This is a genomic window from Vibrio sp. YT-19(2023), from assembly GCF_033337395.1.
Genome location: NZ_JAWOQN010000002.1, coordinates 14,436 through 27,115 on the forward strand (window position 1 = coordinate 14,436; position 12,680 = coordinate 27,115).

The following is a 12,680-nucleotide window of genomic DNA, read 5'->3' on the forward strand; positions in this document are numbered from 1 at the left end:
ACAATTGAGGAAGCAAAGGAATGCGAAAACACTGTATTGCGATTGGCGGTGGGGGCTGGATGATGGGAGAGAATCCGAGCCCGCTCGATCAATACATTTTGTCTTTGTCTGGTAAGGAGAATCCAAACATTTGTTTTATACCTACAGCCACGGGAGATGCCGATGAAGTGATTGAACGTTTTTACGATGCGAAGCTTAGTGAAAACGTGACCCATTTTCCGCTGTTTAAGTTTGAAGCTGGTTGGAAAGAAACGTTATTTGAACAAGACATCATTTACGTCGGTGGCGGTAATACGCGTTCGATGTTGGCCATTTGGCGCGAATGGGGAATCGATAGAATACTCAAGCAGTGTTATGAACAAGGCATCATCATTTGTGGCATGAGCGCAGGTGCAATTTGTTGGTTTGAGTTTGCGGTGACAGACAGTGATCCCGAAGCATACCAAGTTATGCGTTGTCTTGGATTTATTGACGGTTTGGCTGCGGCGCATTTTTCTCATGTAGGTGAGAAGTTCGAGGTTTTCCAAGCCTTTGCTCGTTCTCAACCGAGCATCACTTGTTATGGCATTCACGATTATGCGGCATTGCACTTTGTTGATGGAAAATTGTTAGCTACTGTCACCAGCTTCCCTGATGCAGGCGTGTTGGTTAAAACAGGTAACGAAGAAAACATATTGCGAGGGTGAGCTTCTTCAAATCAGCATTAAAGGCAATAACTACTGACCGGACACAGAAGAAGCTCATGGATTCAGCTAACTTACATTAAGTATCGTGCTTACAGCTCGTAACGCAGACCTAAGTGGTAGTAGCTTTCGTCTGCGTGCGCACCGCCAAACGAGACTTCTTGTCCATTGCTGTAGCCACGCGAGCCGTTACGATCAACGTAGTTTGTGTAGATAGAAGAACGAGGCGTCAGTTTGTATTGCACTTCTAGCGTTGTATCTTTCAGCTCTAGCTCGTCACCATCACTGTTTTCTAAAGAACGATAACCAGCACGCAGTACCCATTTGTCATTTACACTGTAAACCGCCGTTAATTCCATCACTTTGTCGGTACTGGTTTGTGAGTAATAGCCCTCTAGTTCATCTTCCGAGTACAACGCACCCAACATCAAATCACCTAGGTAGTAACGCGTACCTGCGCCCCAGAATGTGTAATCGGTGTCGTTGCTTTCACGTGCATCACCTTTATTCTTCTGCATCGCCACCACTGGTGCCAAGGTACCCAAATTTCCCATGTCTAGCGTATAACGCAGTGCAGTGTTGTAACCGTAGTCGAGCTCAGAAGTGTTGTTTCCTAAAATGTACGCGACAGAAAAATCGAAATTACCTAGGTTGTTTTGGTATTGCAGCGTGCCATCTTGACGGAAAACTTGCGTCGCGGTTTTGTCGACTTTATTCGCTTGGCGCGCCATAGAAACATCGGAAGACGCGAACACATCACCAATGTCGGTAAACATAATCAACCCAGATGCCACGCGACCACCAGTAATGCGACCATAATCTTTCGCATCAATACCCGCCCATACATAACGTGCGGTCAGAGACGGTTTGTCGTTTACTTGGTTTGCGTATTCAGCGGCACCCACTTGGTATTGCGCTTGGCCGATGATCGACGCGTACTCGTTGATGGTTTGTGAACCGTTTAAACCAATACGGCCATCAAACTCGCCATTTGCATCGCCGTGCTCATCATTTTTACTGGTGACATTGAAACCAAGACGAGAGTAAATATTTAAAACTGACCCATCTTCCGCTTGATACAGCTGCGCTGCCATTGCGTTTGATACCATCAATGTTGGGAGAAGTAGAGCCAAAATGTGCTTTTTCATGATTAACGACCTTTCATTTCTATTGTTTTAGGTACGACAAAGCCCCTTCCGAGTAACGGAATAAGAAAAATTGTCGTGAAGTAGAGAGAGGGTGCGCCCTTGTTTGCCAAGGGCGCGAGCTAGTCCATTCCTATAGGGGAAGAATGATTTAGCTTAAATCGACGTCTTTGCAGCCAAAGAAGTAAGTCGCGAGGAAGCCGACGATGTAAGAGATAAGCAGGCCGGCAACAAACACCATCATGCCCGGGAAGATGCCATTTTCAGATGTCATGAGAGGAATCGCCACGATGCCGGACGGGCCAAACACCGTATTAAGACCAACTGGTAAGCCAAGGTAAGAAACTAAACCGATAAAGAAGCCGCCCGCAGCACCACCAATACAAGCGGTAACGAATGGTTTTACGCGTGGTAATGTCACGCCGTAAATCAATGGTTCGCCAATGCCTAGAAGACCCGGAATAATAGCGCCTTTAACTTGAGTGCGCAGTAGAGCGTCTTTTTTGGCTTTGAAATACAGCGCCATTGACGCGCCAACCTGACCGCCACCAGCCATTGCCAGGATAGGGAATAGCGAGTTAAAGCCCTGTGCTTCCATCAATGCGAAGTACACTGGAACAAAACCCTGGTGGATGCCAAATACCACAGAAATTAAGAACAAACCTGCCAAGATTGCAGCGCCTAATGGGTTATCGTTTAAGTTGAGGAACAACCAAGACATCCCTTTAAATAACTCGCCGCCGATCGGCATGATGAGCAAGAAGGTTACCGCACCCATGATCAATAGAGTGATAACGGACGTTAAGATCATGTCCAGATCATCAGGCATGTATTGACGAACCTTACGCTCGACTTGTGCACCGATGATCGCTGCCAAAAGTACGCCGATAATGTTGCCGCGCGGATCAATCGCAAAGCCGAAAAACTCGTTCATGCCAGAGTAAATGCCGGATGTCGCCTCTGGGTTGTAACCCAGCACAAACAAAGAGGCGAGAATGGCACCATTAACACCAGAGCCGCCAAACGCTTGCTGCGCGTTGTAACCAATCAGAATACTTAGGAAAGCAAACAGACCCTTACCAAAGACTTTCATGTAGGCGATCAAATCCAACATAAACTGGCTTGGTGTCTGGTCGAGAACAAACATTTGTTCCAATAACGTCGCAAAACCTAGCAACAAACCAGCGGCAATAAAACCAGGGATCAACGGCGTAAAGATAGTGGCAAACTTGCTTAAAAAACGCTGAACCGCACTGGTTTGTTTGCTCTTCATCTGCTTTTTCTGCTCGGCTGCGACGGCAGAAAGATCTTGTTGCGGCATATCTGCTTCTTCACTGTCACCAGAGGTTAAGCTGTCGATCAATTGATTCATCATCTCAGCCGCTTGTTGAGCTTTTCCGGGACCGAGAATGATCTGAAACTGCTCATCGCTTTCCACCACACCCATTACGCCGGGAATTTGCTTGATAACTGATTGATCAGCCAAGCCATTGTTGGCGAGCGATAAACGCAAACGCGTCATACAGTTACCACATTTGCTTACGTTGCTACTGCCACCCACTGCGGACAGCAACTGCGATACTGTGTTTGAAGTTATTTTTGCCATAGGGTCTATCCTTCAGAACTCGGATTATTTAGTTATTATTTAGTGCTGCGCGAATAAAGCCGTTGTGCGCGGCGAGGCGTGATTTGGCTTGTTCGGCATCCAAATCGGCCAAAATCATTAAGATGGCGGTTTTGCAGTGGCGACCGCAGGCATTTAATGCTCGCTCTGCTTCTTCTTTTGATGCGTCGGTTGCTTCCACAACAATGTTGGTTTGGCGTTGTATGAGCTTGGCGTTAGTGGCTTCTACATCCACCATTAAGTTGCCAAATACCTTACCACTACGAATCATTGCGCCTGTCGTGAGCATGTTTAGCACCAGTTTTTGTGCGGTGCCGGCTTTCATGCGAGAAGATCCAGTGACAACCTCTGCGCCAACTATCGGCAGAATCGCGATGTCGGCCGCTTCTGCCATGGCACATTCTGGATTACAGGCGATAGATGCGGTCGTGGCTCCGATGGATTTAGCGTAGTCCAAACCACCTAGTACATAAGGTGTACGGCCACTCGCTGCAATGCCTACAACCACGTCATGCTTGGTGAGGTGAAGTGCTTTTAAGTCGTCTTGACCCATTTTCGCGTTGTCTTCTGCGTTTTCTACCGCTTTTAAAATTGCTTGATGTCCACCAGCAATTAAGCCAATCACCATATCTGGATGCGTGCCGTAGGTAGGAGGACACTCGCTTGCATCAAGAATGCCTAAGCGACCTGACGTACCAGCTCCCATGTAAATTAAACGGCCACCATTTGCAAAAGCTTGGGTAATTGCGTCAACTGTCTCTGCAATTTGTGGTAGCACCGCTTTTACCGCGAGCGGGACTTTTTGATCCTCTTCATTAATGACTTGCAGCATCTCGATGGTCGAAAGCGTATCGATCTCGGCACTGGCTGGGTTACGGCTTTCTGTCACCAATCTGCTTAAATCAATTTTCATGTTTTGCACTCTTCGTAATGTTCAATCTGAGGGCGATTTTATGGAATAAAATATTCAGGTTTGGTGATAAAAATCACACTTGAGGTTATTCTTTATGCAGGAGAAATTTGGAATAATGAGAGAAAATATACGTCTATTACGTCCGGGATTAACTGTCTTGGTTAGAATAATCAGGGGGGTTAAATCAAACGCCTATTATTTCTGATTTGGAATAATTTATTTAAAATTTCTGAGGTTTTTGTTGTGTCAGTTATCAATAAGATAGTCGCGAGGCGTACTCAGCTTTCGCAAAGTGGTCGTTTGGTTGGCGATTGGATTGTTGAAAACGCAGAAAAGGCGGCGCTGCTCACCAGCCAAGAACTTGCGGCGCAAGTAAAAGTGAGTCAATCGAGCATTGTGAAATTTACTCAGCGTATCGGCTTTAAAGGTTACAGCGAGTTTAAGTTAGCTCTGAATGAAGAGATTGGCCGTAAGCATGCGATGCAGTCGACACCGCTGCACAGTGATATTTTGGCTGACGACCCCATTGCGGTAATTTCACAGAAACTGGTGAAAGCGAAAACCGACGCTATGTTTCAAACCACCAATACGCTGTCTTACGAAGCGTGTCACCAAGCGGTGAAATGGTTGAGTGAAGCGCGTCGAGTGCAAGTGGTCGGGATTGGGGGCTCTGCACTGACCGCCAAGGATTTAAGCTTTAAACTGCTTAAACTTGGTATTACGGCGCTTTCTGAACAAGACAGCCACGTGCAGATTGCTGTTGCCCGCACGCTCTCTCCAGAAGATGTTCAGATCGCAATCTCGTTTTCGGGTGAGCGCAAAGAAATTCTCGTCGCGGCAGAAGCGGCAAAAGAGCAGGGCGCGAAGGTGATTGCGTTATCTGCGCCTGGAAGAAGTCGCTTGCGCGGTATTGCCGATATTACGTTTGATACGATTGCCAATGAAACGGAACATCGCAGCTCATCCATTGCTTCGCGTACCGCGCAAAACGTGATCACCGATTTGCTGTTTATCATCTTGGTTCAGCAAAGAGACGACAGTGCCCGTCAGTTGATCAGCGATATTAGTACCGACATCAAACAGATCCTCACATGATCGCTTGTTTAACAGCGGACTAGAGATCCGGATCGTGCCTCAGCAAAGCAATAAAAGCGGAGAGATGTTTTTCAATGGTGAGATCGGCAGAAATCGCGGGTAATTCCAACGTGATGCAAGGTAAATCACGTTCACTACACCAAGTGCCGAATGAGCCGGGTGTTTCGTAGTCGACATCGTCTACAATTGGCAGTTGGAACTGCTCGCGGAGCCATTTGGCAAGGTCGGAATGTTTGGGATCATCCACAAACGCAAGCGGTTCATGAAACGACACCACAAACTTTGGCTTGCGCAGTTCAATCAAGTTAATTAAAGCGCTAACTTCAGGCTCTAGTTGATTTTTAGTGCCAGTTTTCACCTGTACGTCTCGAACGGGGGTGTGAGAACTCCATCGATACACTGTGCCATGCTCAGTCCAATTTTGGGTTGGAAACGCGCGATTGAGGTCCACTTGGTTTGCATTTGCGCGTGTGCCTAGCTGGTTGCCGTCAGGATTCATTGACAGAATCACATCATGTCGTAAGTTTTCAGCAGGCAAGCTTCTTAGCGCGCAGGACAAACCTGCAATCGAGGCTGTCTCATCCCCGTGAGTGCCTGCCAAAATCAAACCTCGTGAAGCACTTTCGACTTGAGCCGGAAAATACAGTAATGGCGCACCAAGCACGGATTGACCGTATGATGTTGGCCGAATTAAAAATGCCGCTCTTTCCGTTCTTGGAATTAGACTCACCGTAATCTCCTGATTGATGAAGTAGTATCAATATCTAAGCTAATTACACCTAGCTAAACTGAACCGTTTAAACTCGTCAACGGTTGAAATGTTAATTGTGGCACTTGCTTCACAAGACGCGTTAGGAGAACGAAAAACGATATGGATTTTAAAAAACATTCAACGGCGTTGCTGATTTCCTCTTTATTCACCCCTTTTCTTGCTACATCAGTTGCTGCGGAGACCTTACCTAAAGGCATTCAACTTGCCACAGAACAGCATTTAGTACGTGCGAATGACGCAGAGGCGGCGACACTTGACCCAGCGAAAGCCGAAGGTCTGCCAGAAATGCATGTGATTCGTGACTTATTTGAAGGGCTTGTGATTCAAGATCGTGACGGAAACATTATTCCCGGTGTGGCAGAATCATGGGAAACCAAGGATAACCAAACCTTTACTTTTCACTTGCGCAAAGACGCGAAATGGTCGAATGGCGAGCCTGTGACAGCGGATGATTTTGTCTATTCACTGCGCCGAGCGGTGGACCCGAAGACCGCTTCTCCAAATGTTTGGTATCTCAAACTCACCAAGATCAAAAACATCGCCGATGTAGCAGAGGGCAAAAAGCCTTTGGACGATCTCGGTATCAAGGCAGTGGATAAATACACCCTACGTTTTGAGTTGGACAGTCAAGTGCCGTACTTTGTTGCTATGACTGGGCACACGTCCATGATGCCAGTGCATCAAGCGACAGTGGAAAACCGCGACAAGCCGTGGAGCGATCCAGACCAATTTGTTAGCAACGGTGCATTCACATTGGATAAGTGGGTCGTGAATGAACGCATTGAACTGGTTAAGAGTCCAAGTTACTGGGACAGCGCAGATACGCATCTAAACAGAGTGACTTACATTCCGTTTGAAAACCAAAACGCGTCTATCAATCGCTTTGCGGCAGGAGAGCTGGATATCACGTCAGATGTGCCGACTCATATGGCGCAGAAGCTTAAACAAGATTACAAGCAGGCTTACACGGTGGTGCCATTATTGTGTACGTATTACTACGCGTTCAATACCACTCGTCCGCCATTTGATGATGTGCGAGTGCGTCAAGCGGTGTCGTACTCCATCATGCGCGATGTGATTACGAATGGTGTCACGCAAGTGGGCAACCTTCCTGCTTATACTTTTGCGCATCAGTACACCGCAGGGTTTGATGCGACGCCGCCTGAATACAGTAAGTGGAGTCAGCAACAACGTGACGAGAAAGCGCGTCAGTTGTTAAAAGAAGCGGGTTACAGCCAAGACAAGCCGCTCGATTTTAAATTGCTGTACAACACCAGTGAGGCAAACAAATCGATCGCGGTTGCGATAGCGTCGATGCTACAAAAAAATCTCGGTGCAAACGTGGAGTTAGAAAACCAAGAGTGGAAGTCGTACTTAGTGGCGCGTAAACAAGGCAATTTCGATGTGATGCGCGCTTCCTGGTGTGGTGATTACAATGAAGCGTCTACTTTCCTGAGCTTACTTCGCTCAGGTTCCTCGGGTAACTTTGCACGTTACAGCAGTGAAGCGTACGACAACGCGATGAACAGTGCATTGGCTGCAACCAATGAGAAAGCACGCCAAGGTTTCTATGATCAAGCCGAGCAATTGTTGGCGGCGGATATGCCAATCGCACCGATTTACTACTACATGCAAGCGCGTTTGGTTCGTCCTACGGTTGGCGGTTTTGCCAAGAACAACGTAGAAGGTCGTATCTACTCGAAAGACCTCTACATCAAGAAGTAGCGCTCAAAACAAGCGATAAATATGAAGCCCCGAAGATGTATCTTACGGGGCTTCTTTTTATTGTTAGCGAGTGGAGAGCTTATTCACGAGCATAGCGACTCGTTTGCCAAGATACTCCGCCGTTGCAACATCAGAAGCATGCAACTGACCACCTTCACCACCTTGTGCAACAATACCACCTTGTACACCATAACGATTCAGGTTTTGCTCCCCAGAATTGCTGATCTTATCCAACCCGACCCACATCATGCCGTGTTGGTTAGCGAGCGTTTGTAGATATTGTAATGTGCAAGATTGGTCGCCATTCATTGCCCCACCACTGGTAAAGCCAGCCGCGATTTTGCTCGCCCATTTTTGGTAATACCAAGATTCACTGCTTGCATCTGCAAATGCTTTAAACTGCGCTGCTACACCGCCCATATAGGTCGGTGAGCCAAAGATAATCGCATCACACTCAGCAAGTTCATCCATTAGTTTAGGGTTCACAAAACGTCCCTCAATAATCTCACTGCCTTCAATTCGGTGAGAGAGGATTTCACATTCATCTTGCTGCTTAATGCCTTGTTGTTCAACACCTGCGGCAATCGCGCGAGCAAGCTGACCAGTAACGTCGGTTTTAGAGAAATAAATAATCGCAATTTTGGACACAATGGTTCCTTTTTTCATTGTTGATTTTTAATCGTGCGACTAAGGCTAAAACCTCAAGATAAGTTGAGGTCAAGAAGAGATTTGAGATAGATAAAGTACGAATTGGTATCTAAAGAGCTTTCTTATAGGGTAAGTCGACGGCATAACTACAGTGAATGCAACGACGATGAATGTCGTGTATAAAAGCGTTAAAGGAAGATCTTAAAGATGTAGAAAACTCTCTTGGAAACAATGATAAAGGTACCGATGCTAGTGATGATTAATAGGCGGAAAAATAGATTAAAATATGTAAACTCAGACCTGATCCAAGGCGGGAAAAGTACATTTCATCGTTTCTTAAGGCGAGGGATTATTATCATTATGGTAGGAGGCCTTTCTACAGCCTCTTCCACGGTATTTGCACACTTTATAGCGGGTGTGTTTGATGTGGATATGAATGTTCATCCAGAGAGCTTAGAAGAAAAAGTGCATGCACTACTTTTTGTTTCGGTCAGTCTTGTTTTTTACCTCTTTTATGCCCTTATCTCGCTAAATATTAGTGGGTGGCTCATAATGAAGCTAAAAATATAAGCTTAACTAAAACCATGTCCTTGTATTTTAAGGAAAATGGAACTAGTGACGATTTTTTCTTTGCTTGCACCATCTCTATTTTTGTATTTATTTAAGGTTCGTAAATAAGAAGCTTCCTTTGGTTAAAGTGGCGCTTTTGGTTTCGGCGATGTGTCATGTTTTTATCATGAAAGAATACAGTGGTGACCTTCAGCTTATACGTTTTGTCTCTTCACTGTTTTTCGCCATTAACTTTGGGTTATTTGTGACCACCAAGTGATACTAAAAAGCCGATGTAGATACATCGGCTTTTTAGTGGGTTATTTCTTTCTGCGAGTATAAATCCGAGATTTTGCTTTACTTGGCTCTGGCTTGTTTTTCGCCAGCTTTAGCACTGCTTTTTGCAAAATCTGGTTGTTTGGGTAAGTGATTAAGTTACCGTTGTCGTGCTTAATTAACACGTGAAACATGCTGATTTCTTGAATCTCACCGCAGATGTCTTCATCTTTGTCTACGACTTTAATTCGGTCACCCACTCGGTATGGGAAGACAAAAAAGATCAAAAAGCTGGCAGTGATGTTGCTCAGAATTGACCACTGCGCAATAAACGCCACACCTAATACGGCAAAAATGGACGATAGGAACAAAGACACATCACCATAGCCAATACCTGTGATAATGGCAAAAATAGAGGCGGTCAAAAATAGCAGCGCGACATTGAAACAGCGCTGAATAAAACTCAAACGAGCCTTTTTTACACCTTTCGTTGTTGCCAAATTTAGGATGGCTCTATTTACAATCCTCTTCAGGATGCGATACGCGATCAGGACAAAAATGCCCATCAATAGTTTGTAACCGAGGGAGCCCGTAGTGAAATACTGGCTCACTTGCTCTAATTGGATCCAATCATTCATTTCTTCATCTCGACGATATCTAGAAAGCGGCTTTTATAGCTGATTTTTTGCTGTAAGTAATCACAATTTTTCTTTACACCATTTGTCTCTGTGTTGAGGTTCCACAGAGTGCTATATAAGTTAATCAAAGACTTAGTGAGTATTACGAACTCTTTGGCTTTATTACTTATATTCAACCAAAGCTGACGTGATTTTGAAAAGAGCAATCTTTGAGCTGTATCCCATATCCGACATTCTATGACGCTAGTTCCTTATAAACGAGCTGAATATGACTTTTGTCCTGATAACCTAAGGTGTATTAATTGAAATAGCTTTTAGGGCGTTGAAAAATGGAAGAAGATGAAAAGGCGATTATGATTTTATTCGTGATTGTTGGCCTTGTACTCGTTTGGGTCGCGCTTGAAGAACTTAATTATCTCGGGCTCACAATAAAATAAGCCCCGTTAAACACAAGTTAAACGGGGCCCTTGTCTTTTATCAATGTGAATTCAGGCTAGCTAACCGCACGCACTTTGCCTTGTTTCAAATCGTTCAGCACTTGCGCTTTAGGGCCATCTGCGATGATGCTGCCTTTCTCCATCACAATTACGCGATCAACGATGTCGAGCATAGACGTTTTATGCGTAATCAGAATCAGCGTTTCACTAGGTTTCAACTGTGCTAATTGATGTTTAATGTGCATCTCTGAGCGATTATCCATCGCACTGGTTGGTTCATCCATGAGTAGAACAGGAGGACGACCCAAAAATGCACGAGCGATCGTGACTGCTTGACGTTGACCCCCCGAAAGCATTGCACCACCTTCACCAACTTGGCGTTCTAAGCCCGCTGGGTCAGATTGCGTAAACGCAGTAACACCGGCACGATTCGCTGCGTCTAGTACGTCACGGTCATCGGTTAATGGGCGACCTAGCGTAATGTTGTCGCGGATAGAACCAAAGAACAGATTCGAATCTTGCGGCACACAACCAATATTACGGCGAATGTCGACATGATGCAGCTGTGCGATGTCGGTATCATCAATGCGAACATGACCTTCTGTCGGCTGATACAAGCCCATGATGAGACGCTCTAACGTGGTTTTACCCGAACCGATACGGCCTATGATCGCTACTTTTTCGCCTGGGTTAATGGTCAAGCTCAAATCTCGAATCGACGCCACCGGTGAATCTGGGTAATGGAAGGTCACGCGTTCAAGTTCAATTTTGCCTTGTACTATTGGGCGGTGAATGTAACGTTTACCTTCTTCTTGTTCATCCGGCATTTCCATGACTTGATTGATAATTGTCATAGAAGACTTCGCTTGGTTGTAGCGCGTAGAGAGTAAGGATAACTGAACCAAAGGACCAATCGCGCGGCCGCTAAGCATGGTTGCGGCAATCAAACCACCCATGGTTAAGTCGCCTTCTGCAATTAAGTAAACGCCTAGGATGATCATCCCTACGTTACTACTTTGCTGGACAAAACCTGCCGCGTTTTGAATGCTATCCGTAATTCGGCGGCTTTTTATATTCCAGTTCGCCATGTGCGCAACTGCCTCTTCCCAGCGGTATTGGAACTGGCTTTGCGCACTGAGCATTTTTACGGTTTCTAACCCAGCCAAGCTCTCTATCAAATTGGCATATTTTTGCGATGCTAGGCGTGAACCCTCCTCTATGGAGCGACGCAGCGGTCCTTGTATCAGTAGCGAATGAATAATCAAAATGACCACGCCCACCATCGGTACATACACAAGATCGCCAGCCATTAGCCATATAATCACTAAGAATAAAATGGCAAAAGGCAAATCAATGAGAGCACTGACGGTCGCTGAAGTAAAAAACTCTCGAATAGATTCGAATTCTTGTAAATGGCGAGCGAAGGCACCGACCGAAGGCGGCTTCGATTCCATTCTAATCCCCATCACTTTGCTGAACAGTTTGGATGAAATCAGAATGTCAGACTTCTTGCCCGCCACATCAATGAAGTAATTTCTCAGTGACTTGAGAATGAAGTCGAACAGGAACACGACAAAGATGCCACTTGCTAGTACCCATAGGGTTTCAAACGCAAGATTCGGAACCACTTTGTCGTACACCAAGCGAGTGAATAGCGGAGCGGCAACCGCAAAGAGGTTGATGAGAAGTGATGCGATTAAAACATCGCGGTAGATGCGTTTTGACTGCCACAAGGTTGACCAGAACCAGTGGCCTTCGTTGGTTTTGAGCACTTCGGGAGAGCGCTCATCGAAACGGAATTGCTTTTTAACTAAAAAGTACCGACCAGTGTATTGCTCAAGTAGGTCTTCTAATGGAATAGAGATCGGCACCATTCCACTTTCTAGGGTGGTGACTTCGGCCTCGCGTTTCTCCATATTGATGCTGTTGAGAACGCAAGAGTCACCGCCTTTAAGAACTAAGATTGCCGGCAGAATTAGGCTGGAGATGCTCTCCAGCTCTGCGCGGTTTTCCTTGGCAACCAATCCGGCCCTTTCCGCTGCTCTTGGTAGCAAAAATGGGGTCAGTTTACCGTCAGATAGCGGTAGTCCGTTGACTAGCGCTTCTGGCGAGTTAGCTAACCCATAGTAACGGCTAACGTAGATGAGCGAATTCAGTAAAGGGTCTTTCATCGTT

Annotated in this window: 11 protein-coding genes; 4 read left to right on the forward strand and 7 right to left on the reverse strand. The window is 45.8% G+C overall.

The genetic code is table 11. From position 1 onward, the window contains the following. Positions 1–20 precede the first annotated feature (20 nt). The gene (locus R7E78_RS02145) at positions 21–686 is read left to right on the forward strand and encodes a peptidase E (protein ID WP_054700563.1); all 666 of its coding nucleotides are present in this window, start codon (positions 21–23) and stop codon (positions 684–686) included. Positions 687–775: 89 nt separating this feature from the next. Here the strand turns inward: R7E78_RS02145 and R7E78_RS02150 are convergent, their stop codons facing one another. The 3 genes from R7E78_RS02150 to murQ all read right to left on the reverse strand — a co-directional run bounded on the left by R7E78_RS02150 (position 776) and on the right by murQ (position 4,365). Further along, positions 776–1,831 carry a porin gene (locus R7E78_RS02150; protein WP_186585564.1) on the reverse strand — a complete coding sequence of 352 codons (1,056 nt, stop codon included), beginning with the start codon at positions 1,829–1,831 and terminating at the stop codon, positions 776–778. A 148-nt stretch (positions 1,832–1,979) separates the two neighbouring features. Further along, the gene (gene murP / locus R7E78_RS02155) at positions 1,980–3,434 is read right to left on the reverse strand and encodes a PTS N-acetylmuramic acid transporter subunit IIBC (protein ID WP_054578581.1); all 1,455 of its coding nucleotides are present in this window, start codon (positions 3,432–3,434) and stop codon (positions 1,980–1,982) included. A 28-nt stretch (positions 3,435–3,462) separates the two neighbouring features. After that, the gene (murQ, locus tag R7E78_RS02160; protein ID WP_017635657.1) at positions 3,463–4,365 is read right to left on the reverse strand and encodes an N-acetylmuramic acid 6-phosphate etherase; all 903 of its coding nucleotides are present in this window, start codon (positions 4,363–4,365) and stop codon (positions 3,463–3,465) included. Between the two features lie 243 nt (positions 4,366–4,608). Here murQ and R7E78_RS02165 point away from each other — a divergent pair, with 243 nt between their 5' ends. Further along, positions 4,609–5,460, forward strand: coding sequence for a MurR/RpiR family transcriptional regulator (locus R7E78_RS02165; protein ID WP_033907250.1), 852 nt, complete (start codon positions 4,609–4,611; stop codon positions 5,458–5,460). Positions 5,461–5,479: 19 nt separating this feature from the next. Here the strand turns inward: R7E78_RS02165 and mpaA are convergent, their stop codons facing one another. Further along, a complete protein-coding gene (gene mpaA, locus R7E78_RS02170; protein ID WP_064354431.1) occupies positions 5,480–6,190 on the reverse strand; it encodes a murein tripeptide amidase MpaA in 711 nt (236 codons plus the stop codon). A gap of 141 nt (positions 6,191–6,331) precedes the next feature. Here mpaA and R7E78_RS02175 point away from each other — a divergent pair, with 141 nt between their 5' ends. Further along, a complete protein-coding gene (locus R7E78_RS02175) occupies positions 6,332–7,957 on the forward strand; it encodes an ABC transporter substrate-binding protein (RefSeq protein ID WP_318057593.1) in 1,626 nt (541 codons plus the stop codon). A 63-nt stretch (positions 7,958–8,020) separates the two neighbouring features. Here the strand turns inward: R7E78_RS02175 and R7E78_RS02180 are convergent, their stop codons facing one another. Continuing rightward, positions 8,021–8,605 (reverse strand): flavodoxin family protein, encoded by a 585-nt coding sequence (locus R7E78_RS02180; RefSeq protein WP_017821885.1) that lies wholly within the window; start codon positions 8,603–8,605, stop codon positions 8,021–8,023. Between the two features lie 231 nt (positions 8,606–8,836). Here R7E78_RS02180 and R7E78_RS02185 point away from each other — a divergent pair, with 231 nt between their 5' ends. Further along, the gene (locus R7E78_RS02185; protein ID WP_017821886.1) at positions 8,837–9,175 is read left to right on the forward strand and encodes a hypothetical protein; all 339 of its coding nucleotides are present in this window, start codon (positions 8,837–8,839) and stop codon (positions 9,173–9,175) included. Positions 9,176–9,474: 299 nt separating this feature from the next. On the opposite strand, the gene R7E78_RS02190 is transcribed toward R7E78_RS02185, so the two are convergent. Beyond that, positions 9,475–10,068, reverse strand: a complete 594-nt coding sequence (locus R7E78_RS02190) for a mechanosensitive ion channel family protein (protein WP_017820061.1) — start codon at positions 10,066–10,068, stop codon at positions 9,475–9,477. Between the two features lie 493 nt (positions 10,069–10,561). Then, complete coding sequence (locus R7E78_RS02195) at positions 10,562–12,676, reverse strand: type I secretion system permease/ATPase (RefSeq protein WP_005374556.1); 2,115 nt, start codon at positions 12,674–12,676, stop codon at positions 10,562–10,564. Positions 12,677–12,680: the final 4 nt, after the last annotated feature.